The following is a 26,767-nucleotide window of genomic DNA, read 5'->3' as shown; positions in this document are numbered from 1 at the left end:
TTGTTCTTTAAAAAAAAGCTGCTATCACCCATAAAGGATTCACAACCTAAGAACCAGGATCCTATTCCAGAAACAAGAGAAAAAATGTCCTCTGAGTTTAAAGCTAGACTTCAGAATAGTGCTGATATTTTAGAGAATGAAATAGGAAGTTCAGGGATTACCATATTCTCCATAGGTACATTAATAGATAAAACCATGTTTCACCAAGATATTATTGATCCAATAAAAGACCTATCTTTTAATTCCATTCAAACCGTTATGGAGCATTTATCAGTTGGTGAGATTGAAAAGTCAAATCAGATGGAAATGGTGGTCAAATCTGCTCTAGACGGAAATGTAATCATTTATTTAGAGGGAGAAACCTCCGTTCTTTTAGCAAAAATCCCTTCCAGAGTTGGACGTTCATTAACATTTGCGGAGAATGAGTCTCACGTTATTGGTCCTCAAATAGCCTTTAATGAAAGCTTAATGACAAATATCTCCCTTATCCGAAATTACATTAAAGATTCAGATCTATGTGTAGAAGATTTTGTGATAGGTAGCCGCACGAATAAATCTGGTGCCATTCTGTATATGAGTGGGATTGCCTCTGAACAAATGGTCAACACGCTAAGACAAAGAATCGATGAGATAAAAATTGATGGAATTCTAGATAGTTCAGTACTTATGCAGCTTATCGAAGATAAATCTTTATCGATTTTTCCGTTAATGTCGTTAACAGAGCGTCCGGATAAAGTTTGTGATTTGCTGTTAAAAGGGAAACTGGCAGTATTGTTTGATGGCAGTTCATTGGCTATTATTTGCCCTCACACATTTATGGAATTCTTTTATGCCATGGAAGATAGTAATGTGAATTGGCAAATTGGAACATTCTACCGATTATTAAGATTAATCGCTTTATTTTTTTCCGTATTCCTTACCGCAACTTATGTTGCTTGTATCACCTTTCATTATGAAGTCATTCCGCAAACTTTGTTGTTAACCCTTAGCGAGTCAAGGGCAAGGGTCCCATTTCCTCCCATTATTGAAGCTTTATTATTAGAATTTTTTCTAGAACTATTACGAGAGGCCGGCGCAAGATTGCCGACCAAAGTGGGTCAAACAATGGGTATTGTTGGAGGAATAGTGATTGGAACAGCAGCAGTAGACGCAGGGTTTACGAGCAACATTCTCATTATCATCATAGCCTTAGCCGCTCTTGGATCTTTTGTTACACCGAGTTATTCAATGGGCAACGTCATTAGAGTATTGAGATTTCCGCTCATTATATTGGCTGGATTTTGGGGGCTTTACGGAATTATGTACGGTTTTTGCTTTTTACTTCTGCACCTGTTACGGCAATCGAGCCTTGGGAGCCCTTATTTATCACCTTTTTATCCTCCGCGTTTTGCAGATTGGAAGGACAGTATTATTCGGCTGCCATTATCATTCACTTATAAAAGACCAGACCTAACGAGAACTGGAAACGAAAACAAATATGACCCTAAAAAAGCTAAAGAAAAAAATGACCTTAAGTAGTAGGTGACCGTATGAAGGTTCAGTATCAACCAAAATCTCCATTTTTGTTAAGTACCTTTTTGATAATTTTTATTATTCATGCTAACCAAGTTGGGATTGGGATACACGGATTTCAAAGGGTTATCTTTCTGGAAGCGAAGCAGGATGCTTGGATTTCGGTTTTGATTGCAGGTTTTGCCACACATATTGTGGTTTTTGTTATGATTAAAACTTTACAGTTATACGGATCAACCGATATATATGGCATACAGCATGAAGTATATGGAAAATGGCTTGGAAAGGTATTTAGCAGTTTATATATCCTGTATTGTTTATGGGTTTTTTTAATCATTCTTAAAAACTATATTGAGGTCCTGCAAACTTGGGTTTTTCCAACCGTACCTGTCTGGTTGTTTTCATTTTCGATTTTATTATTAGTCATTTATGGGGTAACTGGCGGAATTCGAATGATCGTTGGAGTTGGTTTTTTTAGCATAATTCTTTCCCTTTGGATGTTTGGATTCATTGGCTATCCTCTACGTTTTGCGGACTATGATCACCTTCTGCCCGTAATGGAATCCAATTTTGTTTCCATATTAAAGGGAGCACATAAAATGTCACTAACTACTGTAGGCTTCGAAATTCTTTATGTTATTTATCCATATATGGAAAAAAAGGATAAGGTTCAAAAATATGCTCAAATAGGAATCGCTGCAACCACAATGTTGTATTTAATCCTTATGCTTGTAGCCCTTATCTATTTTAGTCCTGGACAATTGGAAAGTACCATTTGGCCAACTCTTTCTCTATTCAAAATTGTTAGGCTCCCCTTTATAGAAAGAACAGAGTATGTTGCTGTAACTTTTTGGCTGCTTATCATTCTCCCCAATCTAATGCTTTATATGTGGGCAGCAGTACGTGGTATTAGACGCACATTTGGACTAAAGACGATAAGAGTTTTATTGGTTTTTACAACATGTATTTTTGTAATGAGTCTGTTTATTAATACACGATTAAAAATCAATCGTTTTAACGATATCTTTGCTAGCGTAGCTTTTTATTTTATATTTTGTTATCCTTTTGTTCTTTATGCCTTCGCTCTACTAAAGCAGAAGATAAAAGCCTATAAGGAGAAAAAGAAATGAAAAAAGAAGGATGGTTTTGTATTTCCTTATCCATTTTACTACTTTGCGGCTGTGCGGAGCCTAAAATTCTAGACAAATTAGGTCTTAATACAACTGTTGGATATGACTTAGGTAAAAATGGATATATATTAGGAACTGCGGTTGAGTTAAAGATTGATCCTAATACATCTAAAGATGTTGTTATTGTGGAATCACAGTCGCTGACGATTAGGGGAATTCTTACCAATGCAAATAAAACAACCTCCAGGAGATTAACTTCGGGTCAGCTTCGAGTTATCATATACGGAGAAGACTTGCTAACACAAGGAAAAACAAAAATAGCACAAACGTTAACGAGTGATCCGATTATTAGTGATTTGACATACTTAGCGATGACTGACGGGAAGGCAAGGGATTTGTTAAATCTCCAGGTCGAGCATATTCCTGATATTGGATTACATATTTTCAGATTCATGGAACAAAACACTAAGGCTAAAACGATGCCTTCTTCAACCATGCAAGAGGTTTTACATGCCCATTTCACAGTAGGAAGAGAGCCAGTCATGCCGATAATAAGTAAAAATGGTAGGAAGGGAGTTCTTTTTTCAGGGGTTGCCATTTTTAAAGGAGCTAAATTGGTTGGCAAAATTAATACAGAACAAAGCTTTTATTTAGGCTTAATAAATGATAAATACAAGTCTGGGAGTAAGGATATTTTAATCAAAAGTGATTCCCCGAAATTGAAGGAAGGGAATGAAAGAAGTCACAAAACAGTCGCAGCTCTAGATTCAATCCAGAGCCGTAAAAACATCAAGCTGATAAACAAAGATAAACCAGAATTTAATATGGATATAAAACTTAGCGCCAGATTACTTGAAATAACTAGCCCGATTGATATTGGGAATCCCCAAAATATGAAGTTGATTGAAACCGAAATAGAGAAGAGTATGAAAAAAAATATTGAAAAACTCATTGCCTATTGTCAATCAAAAAATTCAGACGTGTTTGGCCTTGGAGAAACCTATAGAAGCTCTGTCCGACACTCAAACCTTACGGATGAAAAATGGTACAAAATGTATAAAAATGCTAAAGTAAATGTAAAAGTTGATTTTAGTGTCATAAGAACGGGACTCAATGAATGAAAAAAGCTGCCAGGTTCATTTTTGAACCTCTGGCAGCTTTTTTTATTCTTATTATGCAGCACCAGGACTGCTTGTTTTGGAAGTTTGGTTTTGCTTTACAGGCTTCGTAACATTAAACACAATATTTAAGAAAATCGCTGTTAAGCTACCAGCAACAATCCCATTATTGGTAAGAATTTTCACACTTTCAGGAAGCTGTACAAATAGATCAGGAACCGCAGTAACCCCAAGACCCATTCCCACAGAACATGCGATAATTAACAGATTTTCTTGAGAAGCAAATTCTACTTTACTTAGCATTTTAATTCCATAAGCAATAACCATTCCAAACATAGCCACCATCGCACCGCCTAAAACAGGGGTAGGAATGACGGTCGTTAAAGCACCGATTTTAGGAACGAAACCTAAGATAATTAACATTGTACCCATTGTGTAGATGACATTTTTGGTTTTTACACCGGAAAGTTGTACGAGACCTACGTTTTGAGAGTAGGTTGTATATGGGAATGCATTGAACAACGCACCTAACATAATCGCAAGTCCTTCGGCACGATAACCTTTTGCTAAATCAGTTTCCTTAAGCTTTCTTCCGGTAATATCACTTAGTGCGAAGTAGACACCTGTAGATTCTACTAAACTTACAATTGCAACAAGGGTCATCGTAATAATCGGAGTCCATTCAAAGGTAGGAGTACCAAAATAAAAAGGCTTTACCATATGAAACCATGAGGCATCACCAACAGCTGCAAAATCAACCTTACCCATTAATGCTGCTACAATTGTTCCACCCGCTAGACCTAGGAGAATCGCAACAGAACGAATAAATCCTTTTGTAAAACGATAGAGAAGAATGATAAATAATAAAGTCCCAAAAGCTAAACTGATATTTGAAAGACTTCCAAAATCAGGACTTCCTTGTCCGCCTGCGATATTATTCATCGCAACTGGAATAAGGGTAATGCCAATGATGGTAACAACAGAACCTGTAACAACAGGAGGGAAGAATTTGATTAACTTACTAAAGAAACTGGCAATCAAGACAACAATTAAACCTGAGACTAGAATCGAACCATAAATGGCTGAAACACCGTATTCTCCGCCAATAGCAATCATTGGGCCAACTGCAGTAAACGTACATCCTAAAACAATCGGCAGTCCAATACCGAAAAAGCGATTCTGCCAAACTTGTAGGATTGTAGCAATCCCGCACATCAAAATATCAATCGAGACTAAATAGGTTAATTGTTCTCCAGTAAGATTCAAAGCGCCACCGACGATAAGAGGGACGATGACAGCTCCTGCATACATCGCTAACACATGTTGAACACCTAAAGATGCGATTTTGAATGGATGTTGTTTCATTAGACCAATTCCTCCATATTCTCTTTAATAAACGTAACTTCGCCATTTGATAGAGAGGCGATTCTTGCTAATGATTCAACTCGTAATCCATTCTCTTTCAATTTCTGAGCACCTGGCTGAAAGGACTTTTCAATGACAATACCGATCCCAGCAACATCAGCATTTGCTTGATTGACCATTTCTACCAAGGCGAGAGCTGCTTGGCCGTTAGCAAGGAAGTCATCGATAATCAGGACCTTATCACTTTCGTTTATATACTTTCTTGCAATCGCAAGTTCACTCGTTTCATTTTTTGTAAAAGAATGAACACTTGCTGTCAAAAGGTCATCCGTTAAAGTGAGTGATTTTCTTTTTCTAGCAAAAATAACAGGAACATTCATATATAATCCAGTCATTACAGCAGGGGCAATGCCAGAAGACTCAATCGTAACAATCTTCGTAATTCCTTCAGCTGCAAATCGCTGTGCAAATTCTTTTCCAAGTTCATTCATTAATTGAGGATCAATTTGGTGATTTAAAAACGAATCCACCTTTAATACATTGTCACTAAGGACTCTACCATCCAATTTAATCTTTTCTTCTAATAATCTCATGTTTATCCCCCTAAGAAAAAATAAAAAAGCCCAAACGCCATTGCTCACATCAAATTTGAGTGAGGCAATGACATTTGGGCTTATTAGACCAATAATGGAACGCCGAAAAATAGCGTTACTTCATTACCCACTCATAGTCGGATTGTTAACGGCAATCCGGTAGAAACTTGCAGGCCATATCCCTGCGATTATATGAGTGAAACCTATGAATTTATACACACATTATAACATGGTGTGAGAGGAAAGCAATTATTTTTTAACAAAAGACGAACGATTATGATTTTTTAAACCTCATTGTTCGTGTCAGGAAAACGCTTTATTCATTATTATAAAAGGCTTCATTCTATGATCGAATAACCAATCATATTCAGTTACTCTTTAAATAGGCAATCCATTCAGAAAATTCAAACACAAAGTAAAAGTTAACCTGAATTCTTCTAAATTTTGCCGATTAACTATAAAATAACGAAATAGAACCTATCCCAATCTTACTGGGAAGGTTCTTTTTTCTTTACCATTTTAACCACTTTATAGCCTGGCTTTATTTTCACACGCATTGTTTCCTTATCTGTTTTCACCTGATATAAGGTGTATTTTTTCGGTTGCTGCTCTAGCAGCTCTATTTTTATGATATTTTCTTGACGGTAGTATTTTTGAATTTTAAGAATTTGTTTTTGTTGTTTCTCTCCAAAAAGCAAATCATTAAGATAAATAAAAATGACGACAAAAACACCGCCAACCGTAATTGTGTAAATAAATGACGACAATAACTCCACGTGGTACATCCTTTCTTTGGTGAAACAAGAATATGCCTTCCATTATACCTTTTTTCCTCCATTTGAAAAATAACCTGATTTCGAATTGGTTAACCTAAAAGTGAAAATTTTTTTACACCGAATGTCCTCTAGGTATGCACATTTCATTAAAAACGTGATAAAGTATATTGTAGAAATCCTTTTATACTGGTAATTATCGAACATCTAACTGTCCGCCTGAGACGGACAATTGTTTTTCTATTAGCGACAATATAAGGAGGAATATATATGTCTAGTACTATTTTAGAGCAATTTTTAAACGAAAACCTTGAAGATTTAAAAGGTAAAGGTCTATACAATGTCATCGATCCATTAGAAAGTCCAAACGGCCCAATGATTACAATAAATGGCAAACAATTAGTCAATCTTTCTTCTAATAACTACTTAGGATTAGCAACAGATAAACGTTTGAAGCAAGCAGCCGCGGAGGCAATTGAAAATTTCGGCGTAGGAGCTGGAGCTGTTCGTACCATTAACGGAACGTTAAAACTACATGTTGAGCTGGAAGAGAAGTTAGCAGAATTCAAACATACAGAAGCAGCAATCGCTTACCAATCAGGCTTCAATTGTAATATGGCAGCTATTTCAGCTGTAATGGATAAAAATGATGCGATTTTATCCGATGAATTGAACCACGCTTCTATTATTGACGGTTGTCGCTTATCAAGAGCGAAGATTATACGTGTAAACCATTCGGATATGGAAGATCTACGGGCAAAGGCGAAGGAAGCGAAGGAATCTGGGCAATACAATAAAATCATGGTGATTACCGATGGCGTTTTCTCAATGGATGGGGATATTGCATTACTACCAGAAATCGTAAAAATTGCTGAAGAATTCGACCTGATTACATATGTAGACGATGCACATGGATCAGGTGTCCTTGGGGATGGAGCAGGTACTGTTAAGCATTTCGGCTTGTCTGATAAGATTGATTTCCAAATCGGAACTCTTTCAAAAGCTATTGGTGTAGTTGGCGGTTATGTTGCAGGGAAGAAGAATTTAATTGACTGGTTAAAGGTTCGCAGTCGTCCATTCCTATTCTCTACATCTTTAACACCCGCAGATGTAGCAGCTAGCAAAAAGTCCATTGAAATCTTAATGGAAAGCACCGAGCTTAACAAAAAGCTGTGGGAAAATGGAGATTATCTAAAAAAAGGATTAAAGGAATTAGGCTTTAATATTGGAAACAGTGAGACACCGATTACACCATGTATTATTGGTGACGAAGCATTAACGCAGCAATTCAGCAAACGTTTAAATGAAGAGGGAGTTTATGCTAAGGCGATTGTATTCCCTACAGTGCCGAAGGGAACAGGACGTGTTCGTAATATGCCAACAGCTGCACATACGAAAGAAATGCTTGATGAAGCCATTGCTATCTATGAGAAAGTCGGCAAGGAAATGGGCATTATTTAATCATAGAAACCCTTAAGTGGGTGAGACATTATGACATATGTGAAGAGGACGGAGAAGAATGAAACGAATTTTAATTACAGGTGCATTAGGACAAATCGGTTCAGAGCTTACGATGAAATTACGGGAAACGTATGGTACTGATAATGTAATTGCTACTGATATTAAAAAGAATGATAGTGAGGCAGCACAGAGTGGTCCCTTCGAAATTGTTGATGTAACAGACTTAAACAGAATGGGTGAAGTTGCAAAGAAATATAAGGTGGATACGGTTATGCACTTAGCCGCCTTACTTTCTGCTACCGCTGAAGCAAATCCCGTTTTAGCCTGGAATTTAAATATGGGTGGCTTGATGAATGCATTAGAAACAGCGAGAGCACTCAATGCACAATTTTTCACACCAAGTTCAATTGGTGCCTTTGGTCCTTCAACACCAAAGGATAGTACTCCACAAGACACCATAATGCGTCCCACGACTATGTATGGAGTGAACAAAGTAGCCGGTGAGCTTCTAGGCGACTATTATTATCAAAAATTTGGAGTCGACACTAGGGGATTACGTTTTCCAGGATTAATTTCGTACGTAGCACTGCCTGGCGGGGGAACAACAGATTATGCGGTTGAAATTTATTATGAAGCCATTAAAAATGGCAGATATACCTCCTACATCGACAAAGGGACTTACATGGATATGATGTATATGCCCGATGCCCTTAATGCCATTATCGATTTGATGGAGGCAGACCCATGCAAGCTTGTTCACCGCAATGCCTTCAATGTCACTGCGATGAGCTTTGACCCTGAAGAGATTGCAACTGAAATTAAGAAACATATACCTGGTTTTGAGTTGACGTATAACGTTGATCCTGTTCGTCAAAGAATCGCTGACAGCTGGCCAAATTCCATCGATGCCATTGCCGCAGAAGAAGAGTGGGGCTTTAAATTCGAATATGATTTAACGAAAATGACTGAAGATATGATGAGTAAACTAACAAATAAACTAACAATAAACAAAACTCGAGCGAGTGAGATACAATAGTATATTTATGGTAAAAAAAACAGCGTAGCAAATGCCACGCTGTTATCTTTTTGCATAAATTAATTTATCTTTTTTCTCAGTCACTCTGCCTACAATGGAGGCATGGTATTTTCCAACGGAATGGAGGGCGTCCACATATTTGATTGCTTCATCTTCACTAATCGATACGAGCAGCCCCCCAGAAGTGATCGCATCACATAGGACTAACTGTTCCTCGATAGAGAGCTCCTCATAATCGACATCATCCAGAATCCATGTATGATTGGATTTTGATCCACCTGGAACCACTCCATCTCTCGCTAACTCTAAAGCACCTTCAAGAATTGGAACCTTTGAATAGAAGATTTCGAAACTCACGGCACTCCCGCGAGCCATCTCACTGCTGTGTCCTAACAATCCAAATCCGGTTACATCCGTTACAGCATGAGGATGATAGTTCATTAATACTTCAGCGGCTGTTTTGTTTAACTCAGCCATTGTCTCTGTAACAATTTGTTCTTGCTCCGGTGTTACCACACTCCGTTTAATCCCAGTAGTGATGATTCCTACGCCAATTGGCTTTGTTAAAACTAAAACATCACCTGGTTTGGCACCAACATTCTTCCAAATCTTATCTGGATGAACAATTCCCGTAACAGAGAGACCAAATTTAGGTTCTTTGTCATCTATGGAATGCCCGCCAACAGTAAGTGCTCCAGCTTCCTTTACTTTATCTGCTGCACCGCGGAGAATATCTGAAAGCACCTCTGCACCAAGCTTCTTAATTGGGTATGCTACAATATTTAAGACTGTTTTTGGTTCTCCACCCATTGCATAAACGTCACTTAATGAGTTAGCCGCAGTAATCTGTCCAAACATATATGGGTCGTCCACAATTGGGGTAAAGAAATCGACCGTTTGAATTAAGGCAATCGAATCCGTTAGTTGATAAACACCTGCATCATCAGAAGTTTCATGACCTACTAGTAGCTCTGGAACAGCGTCTTGCTTTGGTAAAAGGCGCAAAACTTGCGCTAGGTCCTCAGGACCAATTTTACATCCTCAGCCTGCTTTAGTTGATAAAGAGGTTAGGCGTATTTTCTCTTGCTCACTCATAAATCCACCTCCATTTATTAGTATAACTGTTTCCATGTAAAATCGCACATACTAGATATAAGCAAAAGATTTGCAAGGAATTAGACCTTACGATAAAATGTTTTTACTATACCAATGTAGGAAATAGATTTATATACATGGAGGAGAAAAATGAACAATTATCACGTAATAGTTGAATTTTGCATGCAATGAAACTACGCACCAAAAGCCGCGAGTTTCGCGGAAGAACTTTTTACACACTTTAACCGAAAGATTGGAAAAATGGAATTAATCCCTGTTTCAGGCGGAGCATTTGAAGTGACTGTCAATGGGGAAAAGATTTATTCCAAACTAGATACAGGTGTATTTCCTGACACAGAGGATATCATTAACAAAATTTCAGAAAAATAAATATAGCCCTCATATCAAAAAAAGATATGAGGGTTTATTGTTTTCTATAATGATATTATGTTAACTGAATTGTAAAAAAATTGTGCCTTAGGAGATTCTTAGGGCAGAGTGATATAACAATTTTTCCCTAAACCTTTTTCTGATTTTGATATCAGAACCTCTAATATTCCATTTATATAATTGGCTGTTACCTTTTGATTAATAACCTGAAAGGGGAACTGGATAGTCCGAACTCTTTTTTGTTGACTAGTGGGAGTGGAAGATTTATCAGCAGTAATAATCAGCTTATTATCCTCTACAAAAACTTTGATTTCAGAGCTGTTATACTCGTTAAGCAATGCCTCAACAATCCATTCTTGATCTGTTTCGTATAAATCGATTCGAAATTGTGTCAGATCATCCTGGGTAGTAAGAGGATCAAGGCAATAGTTTTCCAACCACTTTTCCACAAGGTCAAAATCAATTGGCTGTATGTTTTTTTTGGATTTCATAACGATCCCCCTTGCTCGGTTTATTTTATTCATTCCGAATGAAATTGTGAAATGATATAATAGGAATAAAGTAGGAATAGTAAAGGAGTTTTTGTGGTGAAAGAATGGTTACGTTCAATTCCAGCTGTCCATGAATTGCAAAATCATGAACAGTTCGAAGCTCTCCTTAGGGAGAATCATCTAGATGTAACGCAGCTGACAAAACAGTTAAAAGAAGCTGTCGATCAAATTAGAGTGTTACTATTAAATGGAGAATGGGATGGTGCAACTCCAGGCACCAATCAATTTATAGATGAAGTTTTTCAACTATTAAAGATAAATTTAAAAAAACAATACTCTTATACACTCGAAAAGGTAATCAATGCTACTGGAACGATTCTTCATACAAACCTTGGAAGAGCGAGACTAAGTGACAATGCCATTCAACATGTAGTGGAAACAGCACAAAATTATTCCAACCTGGAATATAAGCTAAATGAAGGAGAACGTGGTTCTAGACATAGCCATGTAGAGGCTCTGCTTAAAGAAATTACCGGTGCGGAAGCAGTAATGGTCGTTAACAATAATGCTGCTGCTGTTTATCTTGTTTTAAGAGCGCTTGCAGAGAATAAAGAAGTTATTGTATCAAGAGGTCAGTTAGTAGAAATTGGCGGTTCATTCCGTATTTCATCTATTATGGAAGAAAGCGGAGCGAAATTAATCGAAATCGGAACAACAAATAAAACTCATTTATATGATTATGAAAAAGCGCTGAATTCTGAAACGGCGATTATCATGAAAGTACATACAAGTAATTTTAAAGTGATTGGTTTTACCAAATCAGTGGAAACAGAAGATCTCATTCAGCTGACAAATCATTCTGAAGATGTTATTTTTTATGAAGACCTTGGCAGTGGTGCGCTTTTTGACTTTAGAAGACATGGAATCGGCGAAGAACCCGTTGTGAAAGAAGTCATTGAATTGGGAGCGGATCTTGTAACGTTTAGTGGAGATAAGCTGCTAGGTGGACCGCAAGCAGGAATAATTGCTGGAAAAAAGAAGATTATCGACCGTTTAAAAAAACACCAATTAGCCCGAGTGGTTCGAGTCGATAAAATGACGTTAGCAGCACTCGAGGGGACGTTAATTGATTATGCACGCGGGGAAATGGGAGTCAAAAACATTCCCACTATCCGTGATTTATTAGTTTCTATTGATGAATTAGACGCAAGATCTAAGAGGTTTGTTACAAACTTGTTACAAGGTACAGATGATTTTCAGACGAAAATTTTCCCTGGTACAAGTCAAGTTGGCGGGGGAACGATGCCGGATGTCGGGCTTCCAAGCATGGTTATTTCTTTAAGACATCATACACTTACTGCAGAACAGGTAGGAAGAAAATTAAGAACACATTTCAAACCAGCCATTATCGGAAGAATTCAAAAGGATGAGTTTATCATCGACCTAAGAACCGTGACAGAGGAAGAAGAACAGCTTTTACTTCAATCATTAATACAATTATAAATCTAACCCCCTCTACGGTCTAGAGGGGGTTAGAACTATTATTTTAGTCCTATCTAGATTCCGGGCACATCCGCTTTTCTAATTGTCTAGCCGATAAACAGGCGCCTTCCGCTTTTCTACATATCATGATGTGAATTGTGTTTTTGGCGTGTATGGTTGCGATTCTTTACTTTTTTTGATCCACTCATTGGCTCAGGCTGTCCAGATATCTTTGGCTGGTTTCTTCTCATATCTTTGCCGTCGTTTTTGTTCACCATTTTTCATCCCTCCTATAATCTTAGGATGTAATGCTGAAGAGTTTTTATGCTGAATAATTTGTTATTCCCCTGTGCAATTTAACGTTATAAACGATTGAGGGGAGTGAAACAGTCAAATGCAGCAATATCCATACAATAAGGATAAACAGCAGGCTTTTCAAGCTGCTCAGCAGGGATATGAAGAGGCACAAGGACTTGCAGCAACTATTATTAGTGATAGTGCAAGTTACGGCCATCAATTGAAGCATTTAAAAGAAGAAGTCAATGAAGCCTATCAACAAATTGAAAATGCGCTCGAAGTAGCTTCCGAACACCAAAGAGCACAGCTTGAGCGTTTTCAACAGGATTTGCAAAATATCGTGGCAGAAGTAAATCTGCCAGAATAAGGACAGAGTTAAAAAGCAGGGGATATCTCCTGCTTTTTAATCATTATTGATTTTTCTTTCGTTTTTTATTGTTCATTTTTTCCTTAATGGTTAACGGTTCATTTGCCATTTCCTCGTTAAATCCTGTTCCTTGCCCCTGACCTTTAGCAGCATTCGCACCAGGAATTACATGATTTGACTTTCTTCTTTGCATCCCATTCACCTCCTAAACGAGAATCCTTTTGAATTCTCTCCGATAGTGATAATATTTCCTTTTAAAAGAAAATAAATGACAACAAAAAAGTTTTTTGAGATAATAAAAGCGTTCACAATTCTAATCTTTCTAATTTTCCAGTTATACGGTCTTATAAGATTTTTCTAAATATTTTGAACACTTTACATAAAAAACATAAGAAAAACTTATCAACCACAATAACTTTCTTGTTATTTACTTATGTAAAAGGTTGTATTAAGATTAGAATTGTGAGAAAAGTAGGGATGGATAGGAATATTCAAACTTTTCGTTAATTTTAGTTAATGATGACGAATGAGGGGGATTCACTATGGTGAAAAATGATGTATTTAACGCACGTACTTCCTTTGAAGTAAACGGTAAACGTTATCACTACTACCGCTTAAGTGCACTTGAAGAGGCTGGTATTGGCAAGGTTTCCAAATTGCCATATTCCGTTAAAGTATTACTTGAATCTGTGCTTCGTCAATACGATGGCCGTGTCATCGCAAAGGAGCACGTTGAAAACTTAGCAAAATGGGGAACAGATGAACTTAAAGAAGTGGACGTTCCATTCAAGCCATCTCGTGTAATTCTACAGGACTTCACTGGTGTTCCAGCAGTTGTTGACCTTGCTTCATTAAGAAAAGCAATGGCTGACCTTGGCGGCGACCCAGATAAAATTAACCCAGAGAAAACAGTTGACCTTGTAATTGACCACTCTGTACAGGTTGATGCTTACGGTTCTGCTGATTCTTTACGTGTGAACATGGATCTTGAATTTGAACGTAATGCTGAGCGTTACCAGTTCCTAAGCTGGGCTCAAAAATCATTCAATAACTATCGCGCAGTTCCGCCTGCAACAGGTATCGTACACCAAGTTAACCTTGAGTACTTAGCAGATGTTGTCCATGTTGCAGAGAATGCTGACGGTGAATTAGAAGCATATCCAGATACATTAGTTGGTACGGACTCACATACAACGATGATCAATGGTCTAGGCGTTCTTGGATGGGGCGTTGGCGGTATTGAAGCAGAAGCAGGAATGCTTGGACAGCCTTCATACTTCCCAGTACCTGAAGTAGTTGGGGTTAAGTTAACAGGTGAGCTTCCAAATGGCGCAACCGCTACTGACCTTGCTCTAAAAGTAACTCAAGTACTTCGCAGCCAAGGCGTAGTTGGTAAATTTGTTGAATTCTTCGGACCTGGAGTATCTGTACTTCCATTAGCAGACCGTGCAACAATCGCCAACATGGCTCCTGAATATGGTGCAACTTGTGGATTCTTCCCAATTGATGATGAATCTCTTGCCTATATGCGTTTAACTGGCCGTGAAGAAGAGGATATCAATGTAGTAGAACAATATTGCAAAGAAAATGGATTATTCTTTGATCCTACTCTTGAGCCAGTTTATACAAATGTAGTTGAAATTGATCTTTCTATTATTGAACCAAATCTTTCAGGTCCTAAGCGTCCACAAGATTTGATCCCACTTTCAAAAATGAAAGAAGAGTTCGTAAAGGCCGTTTCTGCTCCACAAGGAAACCAGGGATTCGGCTTACAAGCAGATGAACTTGAAAAGTCGGCTACAGTTAATTTCCAAAACGGTGACGAAACAACGATTAAAACTGGTGCAGTTGCGATTGCTTCTATCACTAGCTGTACAAATACATCTAACCCATATGTTTTAGTGGGTGCAGGTCTTGTTGCGAAAAAGGCAGTTGAACTTGGAATGGAAGTTCCTAAGTTTGTTAAAACTTCTTTAGCACCAGGTTCTAAGGTTGTAACTGGATACCTTCGTGATTCTGGATTACTTCCATATTTAGAGCAAATCGGCTTCAACCTTGTAGGTTACGGCTGTACAACATGTATCGGTAACTCCGGTCCATTAAAAGAAGAAATTGAAAAAACAATCGCTGAAAACGATCTATTAGTTACATCAGTACTTTCAGGTAACCGTAACTTTGAAGGACGTATTCACCCGCTTGTAAAAGGTAACTATCTTGCTTCACCACCACTAGTTGTTGCTTATGCATTAGCTGGTACAGTGAACATTGACTTTGCTTCTGAATCTATTGGTAAAGACAAAGATGGTAACGATGTATTCTTCAAAGATATTTGGCCATCAACTGCTGAAGTAAATGAAGTTGTAAAACGCACAGTTACTCCTGAACTATTCCGCAGTGAATATGCAAATGTATTCGGAGATAACGAGCGTTGGAACGAAATCAAAACAAGCAATGAGCCATTATATACTTGGGATGAGGATTCCACTTACATTGCAAACCCGCCATTCTTTGAAGGGTTATCACCTGAACCAGGTACTGTTGAACCATTAACAGACCTTCGTGTAGTAGCAAAATTTGGGGATTCTGTTACAACTGACCATATTTCACCTGCAGGAGCGATTGGTAAGAACACTCCAGCTGGTAAATATTTATTGGAAAAAGGCGTTCAGCCACGTGACTTTAATTCATACGGTTCTCGTCGCGGAAACCACGAAGTAATGATGCGTGGAACATTTGCAAACATTCGTATCCGTAACCAAATCGCACCAGGTACAGAAGGTGGGGTAACCACTTACTGGCCAACAGGCGAAGTTACACCAATCTATGATGCTTGCATGAAGTACAAAGAAAACGGCACTGGACTTATTGTTCTTGCTGGTAAAGATTACGGAATGGGCTCTTCACGTGACTGGGCTGCGAAAGGTACAAACCTTCTAGGCATTAAAACAGTTCTTGCTGAAAGCTTCGAGCGTATTCACCGTTCTAACCTTGTATTAATGGGTGTTCTTCCTCTTCAATTTAAAGAAGGCGAAAGCGCTGAAACACTTGGCTTAACTGGTAAAGAAACAATCGATGTCCAAGTCGGTGAAGACGTTAAACCACGTGATTTACTAAAAGTTACTGCTACGGATGAAGCAGGCAACAAGAAAGAATTTGAAGTACTTGTTCGCTTTGATTCCGAAGTTGAAATTGATTACTACCGTCATGGCGGAATCCTTCCAATGGTACTTCGCGAAAAATTACAAGAAGCATAATATTGTAAACCACCATGCAGCTTTTGCATGGTGGTTTTTTCGAGTAATTACATATATATTAGAGAAAATCAAAGTATTTACTTGTTAAGCGAAGGTTGTGATAGGTTTGGATTTATTTACAAGAATCGCCGAGGATAAAATCAAACAAGCCATAAAGAGAAAGGATTTCGATAATCTACCAGGAATGGGACAGCCACTGGAATTAAAAGATGATTTTCCAGGAATGTCTGAGGAATGGAAAATGGCGTATAGAGTATTAAAAAATGCCGGATATTCGCCTGAGGATGTAAAAAATGAAATTTTTAGGATTGAAGAATTGTTAGAAGATGTAACAGATGAGGAAATGAAGAAACCTCTCCAAGCAAAATTGAAGAAAAAAAGAATGGAACTGGAGAGAATGCTTGAAAAAAGAGGAACACTAACAAACTCTCGGTTTGGGAGCTATGCAGATAAAATTTTTAACAAATTAAAATAAGGGTTATGCAGAAAGAGAGCGCAAAATGATTCGTGAGTCTTTAATACATTTATATGGTCAAATAGAAGGTGAACTGGTTCGAATTAATGATGGCTTTCATAACACTGTCTATACCACTCGTCATTTCATATTCAGAGTTACACCTTCTTCTAGACGAAAGAAATCTGATATTATAAACGAACTGACATTTATAGAGAGTTTATGGAAGGATGGTGTACCCGTATCGTTACCTATTAAATCCGTTAGTGAGAGGTTGGTCGAGGCTCTCGATGATAACCATTATGTGGTGGCATTTGAAAAAGCTAAAGGAACACCCATTGATGTCACCATAAGTGATGTTTGGAACCAAGAACTTTACTTTTATTGGGGAAATCTATTAGGGAAAATACATAGTGCTGGAAAGAAAATAAAGGTAGATCGCCCGATTTGGACAGCGGATCATCCTGATTTATTAAATCTTTTCCCAGAAATCTCATCAGAATCAATAGCAAATACGTACAAACAACTATTAAAACAGTTAGTGACGTTCCCACAAACTCCTGACCTATTTGGGCTCATACATAATGATTTTCACCAAGGAAATATCTTCGTGAATGAAGGAAATCTAACTGTTTTTGATTTTGATGATTGTGCATACCATTGGTTTGCTTATGATCTTGCCACTGCCTTTTATCATGCTTATTGGCAAACATCATCCTACACACCAGAAAACACTAATTTTAGCAGGGAGTTCTGGGAACATTTCTTAAGAGGTTATCAGCAGGAACACAAAATAAGTAAAGAACTCATTCAGCAAATACCCATCTTTTTAAAAATTAGAGAGATCTTTTTATATATATTATTTTTGGAAAAGTGGGATTTGAAAAATTTACAGGATTGGCAGGCATATACTCTTACAGATTTAAAAAATAATATTGAAAGTAGAAAATCGTATTCTGATGTTAATTTTACAGAAATGATTGACAATTTCGGTTCAGGTAAAATACAATAAATCTAACAAACGTAAAGGAATGGTAAAGAGGAATGAAGTTATAATCTTATTTTTTGGAGCACATTTATTCGAATAGCGAAAAATGGTGAACCTGAAGAATAGGATTAGTCTATCCTTTTTTAGTCCTGAACGTTTATATTTCAATTTAAAACATCGTTACTAATGGCCTATTTAGGTTTATTAGCGTATGCTTTTTGAATGCGAAAACGTCTGACTTAAAACACTCTCTTCAGGTTCAATGGAAGGGAGTTTTTTTATGAACAATAATAGGGAATCGATTATAAAAGCAACTGGTTTAGAAATAAACTTTAACCTAAGGAAAATCCTAGATAATATTTCTTTTGATATAAAAAATGGCGAAAGAATAGGTCTCGTCGGTTATAACGGCACCGGTAAAACGACATTAGCCAATATCCTCACTGGTAAACACACACCTGATCATGGGTTCGTTGAAAAATCCCCTGAATTAATGATTGGGTACCTAACACAGTCTATTGATTATGAAGGTAGTGATATCTTTTCTATTGATGGAGACTTATTGCAGCATTCAAGTGAATTGGGTCTCAAAAAGGTTTATAAATGGGAAGAGAAGCGTTTAAACCATTTAAGTGGTGGTGAGAAGTTAAAACTCGCATTATCCAATGTGTGGGCTTCCAAGCCAGGATTCTTAATTCTCGATGAGCCCACCAACCATCTTGATTTTAAAGGGATTGAATGGTTAATTAAGGAGCTAAAGAAATTTAATGGACCCGTGCTAATTATTTCTCACGATCGTCATTTCTTAGATAAAACGGTGACACGTATTTTTGAACTAGAGAATACAAAGATTAACTTTTACAATGGTAACTACAGTGATTATCAGAAGGAAAAGCAGCACAGGATGGAAACCCAGATGCACCATTATGAGGTACAACAGCGCAAAAAGGAAGAAATAGAAATGCAAATGGAGCAATTAACTTCTTGGTCTGAGAAAGCTCACAGAACATCAACGAAACAAGGTAGAGATTTTGGTGCGAAGGAATATCACCGTGTAAAGGCAAAAAAACGTGATGCTCAAGTGAAATCTAAAATGAAAAGGCTGCAAAGCGAGCTTGAAAAAAACAAGGTCGACAAACCCCTTGAAGAGACAAAGGTTAGATTTGAGTTTGATACGAAAGGAAATAGGGGTAAACGGATTTTTGAGGCTAAGAGTGTTGCAAAGACGTTTGATGAAAGACCCCTATTCCACGATTCGCATTTTTATATTAACCACGGAGAGCGTATCGGCTTATTAGGGGAAAACGGCTGCGGTAAAACCACCTTAATTAAGATGATTATAGGAGAAACGCCCGTTACGAGCGGAGAGCTTTGGAAAAGTGAATCATTAAAGATTGCTTACCTAAGCCAAGATGTTGACGACTTACCTGTAGATAAAACTGCCTTAGAGGCATTAGGGTTTACAGACCGAGAAAGCATTCATAAAGCGAGGACATTATTTGCCAACCTCGGATTGAAAGAACAATTTATTACGAAGCCAATCAGAACTTTGAGTCTTGGTGAGAGAACAAGAGTGAAGTTAGTTGATATGCTTATGAAGGACTATGATGTTCTAATCTTAGATGAACCAACCAACCATCTGGACTTACCAAGCAGAGAGCAGCTTGAAAAAACACTAAATGAATTCGCAGGTACAATTATTACGGTTTCACATGATTACTATTTTTTAAATAAGCTGTGTGATAAGCTCCTGATATTTGATAATCAGAGGATAAAGCGTGTGGAAAAGAAGCCTGAAGCATACTTTACTAAAAATAATGCTGAACCTACTAATACTAAGGAAGCTTTAATGGTAATCGAAAATAGAATCGCTACAATCTTGGGGGAATTATCACTAATTGACCAAAAAAGTCCTAAATATGGTGAATTAGATAGTGAATTCAACGAACTCTTGAAGCAAAAAAGAAAATTAATGTAAAGTACGTGTTAAAATAGCTCCTCGAGAAGGGGCTATTTTAATGTCAATTAAATATATCTGCGTCATCTGTTCGTTCAACTAGGCATAAAACTCTAATATCATTTACGAGAAGGGTATACTATAGATACAATTGTTTTCATAAAAGAAAGCAGGGTTTAGATGATTATCGAGATTAAGTATAAAAAACTAATATGCGAGATCGGAAAACGTGTATATGATAAAGGATTCATAGCAGCCAATGACGGAAATATTTCTGTTCGTATTGATGAAGATGAGTTTTTAATCACTCCAACGAATGTGAGTAAAGGATTCTTAACCCCAGATATGATTATTAAAGTAGATAGCGCGGGGAATGTTCTCGAAGGAGATTATAAACCTACGTCAGAAATAAAAATGCACCTGCTTGTATATCACGAGCGTCCGGATGTACATGCAGTCTTACATGTTCATCCTCCGTATGCAACTGCTTTTGCTATTGCAGGAATTCCTTTGAATCAGGCAATAATGCCTGAAGCTGTCGTATCCTTGGGGACGATTCCCTTAGCTCACTATGGTACACCTTCTACAGATGAGGTGCCCAAGGCAGTCAAAACACATGTTCACGATTATCAGGGCGTATTATTGGAAAACCACGGGGCATTAACTTGGGGGAAAAATTTAGAACAAGCTTATAATTTAATGGAATCTTTAGAGTTTACGGCAAAAATTAATTGGATCTCTAGACTATTAAAAGGTGATCGCGAGCTTTCCAAAGAAAATGTCGCTAAGCTTCTAGATTTAAAAGCCATGATGGGAGTAGACGGAATTTCCCCAAAGGGAGTTGATGTCCCTGAAGGCACTCATGCAAAGAAAGTGACTTCCGTGAATGAACAGACATTATCAGAAAGAGATATTAACCTAATTGTAGACAGAGTAACAACCAGCGTTCTTAACGCCTTAAATAAATAATTTGATTTGCTTTTCTAGAATACTTTTACTAAACTGTTTTTAAATTGTCACATATTTGGCATAAGCAACCTTTATTTCAACTGAGTTTATAGTGTAAAATCGATGTAGCATATTATTGAAGCAAGGGGGTTTTCGGCTATGATAAAAAAAGTCATCGCTGTTGTTGTGTTAATAGCCTTACTTGGAGTTGCGATTGTGCAGGCTATGGATAAAAAGGCTGAACCCGAAAATGTAAGTCAAGAAGCTGCGAATATGGGTGGTTTAAAAGTTGGGGCAAAGGCACCTGACTTTGAACTTAAAACATTAGCGGGAGATACCGTTAAACTATCCGATTTAAAAGGGAAAAAAGTGATGCTTAATTTTTGGGCTACCTGGTGTCCGCCATGTAAAGCTGAAATGCCAGCCATGGAGGAATTTCATAAACAAGCTGGGGATGAGGTTGTTATTTTAGCCGTTAACATTGACCCACACTTAGATGTAAAAGCTTTTGTCGATGAAAATGGTATTACCTTTCCGATTCCTTTAGATGCTGAAGATACAGTAAACGAGACGTACCAAGTCCTATCCATTCCAACCACGTATTTTATTGATTCGAAGGGCAATATTGGAAACAAATATATCGGGGCAATGAATCTCGATGCAATGAAACAATATACGAAGGATTTGAAATAGACATTGGATATAAATACAATGTTTATTTTTTATTTAACAATGTAACGCTTTAAAGTATATTTTTCTTTTAATTTTCAAAAAGTTGTAATAATTGCAACCGTTTCCGGGCATAATAACTGTTAGAATAGTTAATAAGGAAGGTGATATATATGAGAAAGCCTAGAAAACGTTCCTTTGCAGAACTTGTATCCGAAAATAAAAGTCAACTTTTGAAAGATAGAGCTGCTATGGAAAAAATTGAAATGCGTTTAGAAGAAAAGCGACTTGGTAAGGCAGAGTAATGTAAAATTAAAACTCACATAGTTTACCAATCATGTTCCTCCTTAAAAACGGACAAAATGTTAAGGAGGAGGGATATTACATGAGTAATCCAAAACACAGTCAACAAGGCTACAGCGAAGACCACCTTGGAACTAAATCCAGGGGATTCGGTGGAAACAAAGGTAAAAAATATCAAGATACATCAGGTAAGCATGCGCAAGTTATCCAAACTAAAGGTGAATAAAAAAATGGTAAAGACTCGTCAGGCAGAAGCCCGCGGGTCTTTTTTATGATTTTTTCTTAGCAGAAATTTTCTGTGATATTTTTTTCAATAAGTAACACACTATATCTGTAACATGACACCACCTAGGAGGGAATTTCTAATGACCTATAACAACAAACCAAAACCAGACGATCGCAGTGATAATGCTGAAAAGCTTCAGGCGATGATACATGATACACTTGAAAACATTGAAGCAGCGGAAGATTCAAAAGCGTTCACTGATAGCGAGACACAACTCCAGCAAATAGACGCTAAAAACGAAAGACGCCGTGAAAGTATCGAATCCTACCGAGCAGAAATTAAGGATGAAGTCTAAGCAAAATTTCGGAGGACCTGTTCAATTCGTACAGGTCCTTTATTTATTAAGCCTTTGAATTTCGTGTCGATGAACAGGTTGTGGTAAGATAAAAGGGAAATTTTGAAGAAGAAGTGATTATATGATAAGACAACAATCGAATCAACCAATTAACCAAACTCTACAGATTAACCAGTGGGAAAAAGAGTTAAATGAGAACGGGTTTATTTCTAATGAAAATGAGCTATTAACAGCGATTCGAGGCGAATCAAACCCCATACATATATCAAAAATGTTAACAATAGCCGCACTATCTCGACTAGAGCGAAGAAACCAAGATACATTAGCTTTTGCCTGGTTACAAAAAGCATTAGAGCTGCATCCAGAGAATGCAATGGCAAAATCCTATTTCATCCAATACGATTGGAAAAAGAAAAAGGACATCTTAGATATCCTAGAATTTCCAGCAATAAGGGAAACAGATAATCGAACAGCAAAGAAAAAAGTTGCTGAACAATACATACAAATTTGTCAAAGCTTCCTAGCAGAAGCAGATGATCATGTAGAGGATCTCACCGAGAAGAGAAATCTTGCTGAAACATTGAGAAATGAACCACTTTCTCTTCAATATAAAAAATTGTCTGACTTGCTTACTACTGCTATTGAGGTTAACGGGAACCTATTAAAGGCTGCTGAGGAATATGAGGAATCCATAAAAGGTGTGTTTCATACCGCCACCTATTATGAAGACCTAAAATTACATTTGTCTAGCCTCGAGACTATAAAAAAAGACTGGCAGAATCTTTTTATTACCGAAGAAAAAGTCCAACAGGATTCAGAGAATGCCTTGGACCAATTAAATAAAATGGTTGGGATGGATGTTGTAAAAAAGCGGGTGAATGATTTTTACCAGTTTTTAAAATACCAAAAGGACCGAAAAAGACTAGGATTCCAAACAAAGGATGAACTAAGCCTTAATATGGTTCTAACTGGAAATCCAGGAACTGGGAAAACAACCATTGCCCGTTTATTAGCTAAGATCTATCACGAGCTCGAGGTGCTACCTCGTTCGGAAGTGATTGAGACGGATAGATCACAGCTTGTAGGGGCTTTTGTAGGTCAAACGGAGGAAAATGTGCGCTCGGTTGTAGAGAAGGCGATTGGCGGGGTCCTGTTCATTGATGAAGCCTATAGTTTAAAACGAGAAGGGCAAACTGGAAATGATTATGGGCAGACAGCAGTTGATACCCTAGTTTCGTTAATGACGGGAACGGAATACGGTGGGAGGTTTGCAGTAATTTTGGCGGGATATCCGGAGGAAATGCGTATTTTTTTAGATGCAAATCCAGGATTAAGAAGCCGCTTTCCTCAATCCAACCTTATTCATTTGCCTAATTACTCCAATGGGGAATTACTATCGATAGCTGAAAAAATTGCTTCAGAAAACGATTATATTCTTACAGAAGAAGCGAAGATAGAAATTAATCATCGCCTTGACCAGGAACGTGTAGATGACACTTTTGGTAATGCACGATCTGTTCGCAATATCGTGTTAGATGCCATTTTTAAAAAGGGGTCTGAACATCCGCCATCCAATGAGGATATTCTCACTTACACCCTTTTAGATAAAGAGGATTTTGAGATAGAAAAGAATGAAAATCGGGAATCTCCATTTGAAAAATTAGAACGATTGATTGGCTTGACCGAACTAAAAGGTGAATTAGAAACACTTGTTTCCTTCGTTAAAATGCAGCAGTTTAGAAAAGAAAAAAGGCTTCCAACCGTACCCATTCAGCTTCATTCCGTATTCACTGGAAATCCCGGCACTGGTAAAACCACAGTGGCTAAAATATATGCCGAGCTCCTGAAAGAATGCGGAATGTTAAAACGAGGTCATTTAATTGTAGCGAGCAGAGCTGATTTCGTAGCGGGTTATGTGGGTCAAACAGCCGGAAAAACAAAGAAGAAAATCCGTGAAGCGCTTGGCGGTGTATTGTTTATTGATGAAGCATATTCACTTCTAAGCCAAACAGCAGGTGATTTTGGTAAGGAAGTTGTCGACACACTTGTTGATGAAATGACCAAGCATAATGAAAATCTTGTAGTAGTCCTTGCAGGTTACCCCAAGGAAATGGACCTGCTATTGGAGAGCAACCCTGGGCTGCGCTCGAGATTTAAAAAATTCTTCCTGTTTCCTGACTATACAGCGGAGGAGCTGCTGGCGATTATCGAGAGCTATATAGATCGTTTTCAATACCAATTAAATAAAGAAGCAAGAGCACTTTTGAAACGAAATATTGAAAATCATACCTTCATGGGGAACGGTAGATTTGCTACCAATTTGGCAGACGAAATGATACAAGCACAAGCAATGAGGCTTATGGGAGTGACAGAGGAAGAGGATTTATTAGAAAAGGCCATCCATATTGAAAATGAAGATGTGGAAAAGGCGCTTACTAAATTTCCTTTAATTAGGGAAGGGGAATAGAGAAATGGACAATGTATTTATTTCTACAAGAGAGATTCAGCTTTTATATGCAGATACGGACATGATGGGAGTCATCTATCATGCCAACTATTTGAAGTATTTTGAGCTTGGCAGAAGCGGATTAATTGAGGACCTTGGCTATAGTTATGTAGATATGGAAAACGCAGGATATTTTGCACCCGTCTATGATATCCAAGCCGCCTATAAAAAACCGTTACGTTATGGTGATAGAGGTTTCGTAAAGACTTGGATTGAGAAAAATGACGGGCTTAAAACTGTTTATGGGTATTCCATCATAAATGGAGACGAGGAAGTATGTGCAGAAGGGAATTCGACTCATATTGTTGTCAAAAAGGACAACTTTAGACCGATTGCATTCAAAAAGGCTTTTCCTGAGTGGTATCTAAAGTATGAAGAAATAAAGAGAAAGTAACACTATGCGTTTTGGGGTGACTATATGGCTTTTGGAATCAAAAGGCAGGAAGTAAAAGAGTGGAAACAAAAAATTGATGAAGGTGAAATTGCATTCTTAACCCATTTTTGGCTGGATGATCGTTTTCCTGGATGTAACACTGTAACCAAGGTTGGCTGCAGTGACCTTGAGAAACTAGCTGAATGGGGTAATAAATATGGCTTGAAAAAAGATTGGATTCACCACCGCCGTGACGGTTATTCCCATTTTGATTTAATTGGGGATAGACAAAAAGAAATATTACATAAAGAAGGATTACATCATCATATTTGGTGAAAGCGTCTTTTTCCACAAAAGACGCATTACAAACACACATAAAATATGCAAATTTGTTGTCCCAAAGCTGGAGAGCAGAAAATAAAATAAGCACACATGAAAGTACCATCATTCATGTGTGCTTATTTTTTAATTATGCTTTTTTATAATCTAAAATAGGTTCTTGATATTTTGCATGATACTCAATAACTAAATCATGGTCATCGAAGTACCATAAATCTTTTTCTTCAATATAAAAAGTAATCCCGTCCTCAGTTGTCTTTGCACCAATATCATTTGGTTCATCACTAGATATACCAAGTGAAAACCCACTTTGTACCGTACTACATCCGCCATAACGTACATAGAAACGGACAGAATCACCTGCTTTAAGATTTAATTCTTGTTTATACCATGCTGCTGCTTCACTGCTGATTTGGATATTCATCTGTTACTCCTCTCAAAATGTCTCTGAAGTAATTATATAATAAAGCAAAGGCAATTATCGATGATATTGCTTATAAAGGAAGTTGAAGCCAGTCATATAGGTAAAAGAGAATTAATACAAGTGTATATACAAAAATAGATGGCAAAATGCTTTTATATTTAATGGTTAACAGTGCAAATATGAACCCTAAAAAAAGATATAAAAGAACAACAGAAGTAGAAAATCCAAATATAGTAGTATTCGTCGCAAAGGCAATACTTGTAAACATGATAGCTGATGTTTCGTTTGTTATATTCATTAATTGTGTTAACAGAATACCTCGCCATATCACTTCCTGTAGAAAAGAATGAATAAGTGTGAATGAGAGAAGCGAAAGGAACATATTCGAATCGAATCCATTTTTATTGATAAATAAAAAAGTGACACCAACAAAAAGAAGTATCAAGATGGTATAGAAATACTTATTGCTGTTATTTAGATCTAGTTTAGTAAAAAAGAAGCTAATTTTTTTATTGAATTTCTTTATCACATAACCTATCGATAGGATAGGGATCAAGAACAATACCTGATTTATGAGTAACCTAAAGAATGGAATGAAGTGATACCCTTCAATAAATTTATCGGTATAAAAGAGAATTAGATTACCACAAAAAAAGGAAATCATCACCCATGCAAATAAACGATTTTCTTCCTTCAGGAAAGCAAGCAAAAGGAATAGTCCTAGGATGGCCCAAGTAAAGAGACTATAGTAACTTCTTGTGAAAAAATAAATTAAAATGATAAACAAGATGGATAAAAAATATCCTTGAAAGTTACTTTGTCTCATTAAAAACTTCCTTCCAATCAAAACGAATTATGGCC

28 protein-coding genes, 1 pseudogene and 1 riboswitch are annotated in these 26,767 nt (G+C 37.3%); of the genes and pseudogenes, 20 read left to right on the top strand and 9 right to left on the bottom strand.

What is annotated here, in order from left to right; genetic code table 11:
- The 3 genes from M3189_RS08160 to M3189_RS08150 are packed head-to-tail and all read left to right on the top strand — an operon-like array spanning position 1 to position 3,763.
- The gene (locus tag M3189_RS08160) at positions 1–1,518 is read left to right on the top strand and encodes a spore germination protein (RefSeq protein WP_251633357.1); all 1,518 of its coding nucleotides are present in this window, start codon (positions 1–3) and stop codon (positions 1,516–1,518) included.
- An 11-nt stretch (positions 1,519–1,529) separates the two neighbouring features.
- Positions 1,530–2,642 (top strand): GerAB/ArcD/ProY family transporter, encoded by a 1,113-nt coding sequence (locus M3189_RS08155; RefSeq protein WP_251633356.1) that lies wholly within the window; start codon positions 1,530–1,532, stop codon positions 2,640–2,642.
- Positions 2,639–3,763 carry a Ger(x)C family spore germination protein gene (locus M3189_RS08150; protein WP_251633355.1) on the top strand — a complete coding sequence of 375 codons (1,125 nt, stop codon included), beginning with the start codon at positions 2,639–2,641 and terminating at the stop codon, positions 3,761–3,763. The genes M3189_RS08155 and M3189_RS08150 overlap by 4 nt, the downstream gene beginning before the upstream one ends.
- Before the next feature lie 51 nt (positions 3,764–3,814).
- Here the strand turns inward: M3189_RS08150 and M3189_RS08145 are convergent, their stop codons facing one another.
- From M3189_RS08145 to M3189_RS08135, 3 genes are all read right to left on the bottom strand, one after another.
- Positions 3,815–5,125, bottom strand: a complete 1,311-nt coding sequence (locus M3189_RS08145; RefSeq protein WP_251633354.1) for a nucleobase:cation symporter-2 family protein — start codon at positions 5,123–5,125, stop codon at positions 3,815–3,817.
- Entirely contained in the window at positions 5,125–5,718 is a 594-nt protein-coding gene (locus M3189_RS08140) for a xanthine phosphoribosyltransferase (RefSeq protein ID WP_251633353.1), read from the bottom strand. The genes M3189_RS08145 and M3189_RS08140 overlap by 1 nt, the downstream gene beginning before the upstream one ends.
- Before the next feature lie 114 nt (positions 5,719–5,832).
- Positions 5,833–5,934: riboswitch (purine riboswitch) on the bottom strand.
- Positions 5,935–6,206: 272 nt separating this feature from the next.
- Complete coding sequence (locus M3189_RS08135) at positions 6,207–6,494, bottom strand: hypothetical protein (protein WP_251633352.1); 288 nt, start codon at positions 6,492–6,494, stop codon at positions 6,207–6,209.
- Between the two features lie 267 nt (positions 6,495–6,761).
- Between M3189_RS08135 and M3189_RS08130 the strand changes: the two genes are divergently transcribed.
- Both M3189_RS08130 and M3189_RS08125 read left to right on the top strand, forming a co-directional pair.
- Complete coding sequence (locus M3189_RS08130) at positions 6,762–7,952, top strand: glycine C-acetyltransferase (protein ID WP_251633351.1); 1,191 nt, start codon at positions 6,762–6,764, stop codon at positions 7,950–7,952.
- Positions 7,953–8,010: 58 nt separating this feature from the next.
- On the top strand, positions 8,011–8,988 hold the full coding sequence (locus tag M3189_RS08125) for an L-threonine 3-dehydrogenase (RefSeq protein ID WP_251633350.1): 978 nt from the start codon (positions 8,011–8,013) through the stop codon (positions 8,986–8,988).
- Between the two features lie 42 nt (positions 8,989–9,030).
- Here M3189_RS08125 and selD read toward each other — a convergent pair whose 3' ends face one another.
- Positions 9,031–10,083: a selenide, water dikinase SelD gene (gene selD, locus M3189_RS08120; RefSeq protein ID WP_251633349.1), complete on the bottom strand. Its 1,053-nt coding sequence runs from the start codon at positions 10,081–10,083 to the stop codon at positions 9,031–9,033.
- A 204-nt stretch (positions 10,084–10,287) separates the two neighbouring features.
- Here selD and M3189_RS08115 point away from each other — a divergent pair.
- Positions 10,288–10,473, top strand: a pseudogene (locus tag M3189_RS08115) (Rdx family protein); the annotation flags it as partial.
- 98 nt (positions 10,474–10,571) lie between these two features.
- Here the strand turns inward: M3189_RS08115 and M3189_RS08110 are convergent.
- Positions 10,572–10,964: an Hsp20/alpha crystallin family protein gene (locus M3189_RS08110; RefSeq protein WP_251633348.1), complete on the bottom strand. Its 393-nt coding sequence runs from the start codon at positions 10,962–10,964 to the stop codon at positions 10,572–10,574.
- Positions 10,965–11,060: 96 nt separating this feature from the next.
- Between M3189_RS08110 and selA the strand changes: the two genes are divergently transcribed.
- The gene (gene selA, locus M3189_RS08105) at positions 11,061–12,467 is read left to right on the top strand and encodes an L-seryl-tRNA(Sec) selenium transferase (RefSeq protein ID WP_251633347.1); all 1,407 of its coding nucleotides are present in this window, start codon (positions 11,061–11,063) and stop codon (positions 12,465–12,467) included.
- 116 nt (positions 12,468–12,583) lie between these two features.
- On the opposite strand, the gene M3189_RS08100 is transcribed toward selA, so the two are convergent.
- Positions 12,584–12,724 (bottom strand): small acid-soluble spore protein P, encoded by a 141-nt coding sequence (locus M3189_RS08100; RefSeq protein WP_179292521.1) that lies wholly within the window; start codon positions 12,722–12,724, stop codon positions 12,584–12,586.
- A gap of 116 nt (positions 12,725–12,840) precedes the next feature.
- On the opposite strand from M3189_RS08100, the gene M3189_RS08095 reads away from it, so the two are divergent.
- Positions 12,841–13,110, top strand: coding sequence for a hypothetical protein (locus M3189_RS08095; protein WP_251633346.1), 270 nt, complete (start codon positions 12,841–12,843; stop codon positions 13,108–13,110).
- Positions 13,111–13,153: 43 nt separating this feature from the next.
- Here M3189_RS08095 and sspO read toward each other — a convergent pair whose 3' ends face one another.
- The gene (sspO, locus tag M3189_RS08090; protein WP_251633345.1) at positions 13,154–13,303 is read right to left on the bottom strand and encodes a small acid-soluble spore protein O; all 150 of its coding nucleotides are present in this window, start codon (positions 13,301–13,303) and stop codon (positions 13,154–13,156) included.
- 349 nt (positions 13,304–13,652) lie between these two features.
- On the opposite strand from sspO, the gene acnA reads away from it, so the two are divergent.
- The 12 genes from acnA (at position 13,653) to M3189_RS08030 (ending at position 25,479) form a co-directional block, all read left to right on the top strand.
- Positions 13,653–16,364 carry an aconitate hydratase AcnA gene (acnA, locus tag M3189_RS08085; protein ID WP_251633344.1) on the top strand — a complete coding sequence of 904 codons (2,712 nt, stop codon included), beginning with the start codon at positions 13,653–13,655 and terminating at the stop codon, positions 16,362–16,364.
- A 106-nt stretch (positions 16,365–16,470) separates the two neighbouring features.
- The gene (locus M3189_RS08080) at positions 16,471–16,839 is read left to right on the top strand and encodes a DUF1992 domain-containing protein (protein WP_251633343.1); all 369 of its coding nucleotides are present in this window, start codon (positions 16,471–16,473) and stop codon (positions 16,837–16,839) included.
- A 25-nt stretch (positions 16,840–16,864) separates the two neighbouring features.
- A complete protein-coding gene (locus tag M3189_RS08075; protein WP_251633342.1) occupies positions 16,865–17,830 on the top strand; it encodes a phosphotransferase enzyme family protein in 966 nt (321 codons plus the stop codon).
- 256 nt (positions 17,831–18,086) lie between these two features.
- The gene (abc-f, locus tag M3189_RS08070) at positions 18,087–19,784 is read left to right on the top strand and encodes a ribosomal protection-like ABC-F family protein (protein ID WP_251633341.1); all 1,698 of its coding nucleotides are present in this window, start codon (positions 18,087–18,089) and stop codon (positions 19,782–19,784) included.
- Positions 19,785–19,943: 159 nt separating this feature from the next.
- Positions 19,944–20,732, top strand: a complete 789-nt coding sequence (locus M3189_RS08065; protein ID WP_251633340.1) for a class II aldolase/adducin family protein — start codon at positions 19,944–19,946, stop codon at positions 20,730–20,732.
- 138 nt (positions 20,733–20,870) lie between these two features.
- Complete coding sequence (locus M3189_RS08060; protein WP_251633339.1) at positions 20,871–21,404, top strand: redoxin domain-containing protein; 534 nt, start codon at positions 20,871–20,873, stop codon at positions 21,402–21,404.
- Between the two features lie 149 nt (positions 21,405–21,553).
- Positions 21,554–21,685: an FbpB family small basic protein gene (locus M3189_RS08055; protein WP_034672833.1), complete on the top strand. Its 132-nt coding sequence runs from the start codon at positions 21,554–21,556 to the stop codon at positions 21,683–21,685.
- 80 nt (positions 21,686–21,765) lie between these two features.
- Positions 21,766–21,909 (top strand): acid-soluble spore protein N, encoded by a 144-nt coding sequence (locus tag M3189_RS08050; protein ID WP_251633338.1) that lies wholly within the window; start codon positions 21,766–21,768, stop codon positions 21,907–21,909.
- Positions 21,910–22,048: 139 nt separating this feature from the next.
- Complete coding sequence (gene tlp, locus M3189_RS08045; RefSeq protein WP_133371582.1) at positions 22,049–22,264, top strand: small acid-soluble spore protein Tlp; 216 nt, start codon at positions 22,049–22,051, stop codon at positions 22,262–22,264.
- Between the two features lie 121 nt (positions 22,265–22,385).
- On the top strand, positions 22,386–24,731 hold the full coding sequence (locus M3189_RS08040) for an AAA family ATPase (RefSeq protein ID WP_251633337.1): 2,346 nt from the start codon (positions 22,386–22,388) through the stop codon (positions 24,729–24,731).
- A gap of 4 nt (positions 24,732–24,735) precedes the next feature.
- Positions 24,736–25,164 (top strand): acyl-CoA thioesterase, encoded by a 429-nt coding sequence (locus M3189_RS08035; protein WP_251633336.1) that lies wholly within the window; start codon positions 24,736–24,738, stop codon positions 25,162–25,164.
- A 24-nt stretch (positions 25,165–25,188) separates the two neighbouring features.
- Positions 25,189–25,479, top strand: coding sequence for a hypothetical protein (locus tag M3189_RS08030; protein WP_251633335.1), 291 nt, complete (start codon positions 25,189–25,191; stop codon positions 25,477–25,479).
- Positions 25,480–25,612: 133 nt separating this feature from the next.
- Here M3189_RS08030 and M3189_RS08025 read toward each other — a convergent pair whose 3' ends face one another.
- Both M3189_RS08025 and M3189_RS08020 read right to left on the bottom strand, forming a co-directional pair.
- Complete coding sequence (locus M3189_RS08025) at positions 25,613–25,906, bottom strand: HesB/YadR/YfhF family protein (protein WP_251633334.1); 294 nt, start codon at positions 25,904–25,906, stop codon at positions 25,613–25,615.
- A 70-nt stretch (positions 25,907–25,976) separates the two neighbouring features.
- A complete protein-coding gene (locus M3189_RS08020) occupies positions 25,977–26,732 on the bottom strand; it encodes a CPBP family intramembrane glutamic endopeptidase (protein WP_251633333.1) in 756 nt (251 codons plus the stop codon).
- Positions 26,733–26,767: the final 35 nt, after the last annotated feature.

This window comes from Neobacillus niacini, assembly GCF_023715415.1.
Classification (GTDB): Bacteria; Bacillota; Bacilli; order Bacillales; family Cytobacillaceae; genus Neobacillus; species Neobacillus niacini_C.
Note: the sequence above shows the minus strand (reverse complement) of the source record. Positions and strands in the feature narration are given on the sequence as shown.

Bases quoted from the DNA above. Each gene is read 5' to 3' on its own strand.
- M3189_RS08130 (WP_251633351.1), top strand. From the start codon at position 6,762: ATGTCTAGTACTATTTTAGAGCAATTTTTAAACGAAAACCTTGAAGAT.
- M3189_RS08020 (WP_251633333.1), bottom strand. From the start codon at position 26,732: ATGAGACAAAGTAACTTTCAAGGATATTTTTTATCCATCTTGTTTATC.
- M3189_RS08110 (WP_251633348.1), bottom strand. From the start codon at position 10,964: ATGAAATCCAAAAAAAACATACAGCCAATTGATTTTGACCTTGTGGAA.
- M3189_RS08125 (WP_251633350.1), top strand. From the start codon at position 8,011: ATGAAACGAATTTTAATTACAGGTGCATTAGGACAAATCGGTTCAGAG.
- abc-f (WP_251633341.1), top strand. From the start codon at position 18,087: ATGAACAATAATAGGGAATCGATTATAAAAGCAACTGGTTTAGAAATA.
- M3189_RS08150 (WP_251633355.1), top strand. From the start codon at position 2,639: ATGAAAAAAGAAGGATGGTTTTGTATTTCCTTATCCATTTTACTACTT.
- acnA (WP_251633344.1), top strand. From the start codon at position 13,653: ATGGTGAAAAATGATGTATTTAACGCACGTACTTCCTTTGAAGTAAAC.
- M3189_RS08140 (WP_251633353.1), bottom strand. From the start codon at position 5,718: ATGAGATTATTAGAAGAAAAGATTAAATTGGATGGTAGAGTCCTTAGT.
- M3189_RS08025 (WP_251633334.1), bottom strand. From the start codon at position 25,906: ATGAATATCCAAATCAGCAGTGAAGCAGCAGCATGGTATAAACAAGAA.
- M3189_RS08060 (WP_251633339.1), top strand. From the start codon at position 20,871: ATGATAAAAAAAGTCATCGCTGTTGTTGTGTTAATAGCCTTACTTGGA.
- M3189_RS08155 (WP_251633356.1), top strand. From the start codon at position 1,530: ATGAAGGTTCAGTATCAACCAAAATCTCCATTTTTGTTAAGTACCTTT.
- M3189_RS08075 (WP_251633342.1), top strand. From the start codon at position 16,865: ATGATTCGTGAGTCTTTAATACATTTATATGGTCAAATAGAAGGTGAA.
- tlp (WP_133371582.1), top strand. From the start codon at position 22,049: ATGACCTATAACAACAAACCAAAACCAGACGATCGCAGTGATAATGCT.
- M3189_RS08100 (WP_179292521.1), bottom strand. From the start codon at position 12,724: ATGGTGAACAAAAACGACGGCAAAGATATGAGAAGAAACCAGCCAAAG.
- M3189_RS08145 (WP_251633354.1), bottom strand. From the start codon at position 5,125: ATGAAACAACATCCATTCAAAATCGCATCTTTAGGTGTTCAACATGTG.
- M3189_RS08040 (WP_251633337.1), top strand. From the start codon at position 22,386: ATGATAAGACAACAATCGAATCAACCAATTAACCAAACTCTACAGATT.
- M3189_RS08095 (WP_251633346.1), top strand. From the start codon at position 12,841: ATGCAGCAATATCCATACAATAAGGATAAACAGCAGGCTTTTCAAGCT.
- sspO (WP_251633345.1), bottom strand. From the start codon at position 13,303: ATGCAAAGAAGAAAGTCAAATCATGTAATTCCTGGTGCGAATGCTGCT.
- M3189_RS08050 (WP_251633338.1), top strand. From the start codon at position 21,766: ATGAGTAATCCAAAACACAGTCAACAAGGCTACAGCGAAGACCACCTT.
- M3189_RS08065 (WP_251633340.1), top strand. From the start codon at position 19,944: ATGATTATCGAGATTAAGTATAAAAAACTAATATGCGAGATCGGAAAA.
- M3189_RS08030 (WP_251633335.1), top strand. From the start codon at position 25,189: ATGGCTTTTGGAATCAAAAGGCAGGAAGTAAAAGAGTGGAAACAAAAA.
- M3189_RS08055 (WP_034672833.1), top strand. From the start codon at position 21,554: ATGAGAAAGCCTAGAAAACGTTCCTTTGCAGAACTTGTATCCGAAAAT.
- M3189_RS08035 (WP_251633336.1), top strand. From the start codon at position 24,736: ATGGACAATGTATTTATTTCTACAAGAGAGATTCAGCTTTTATATGCA.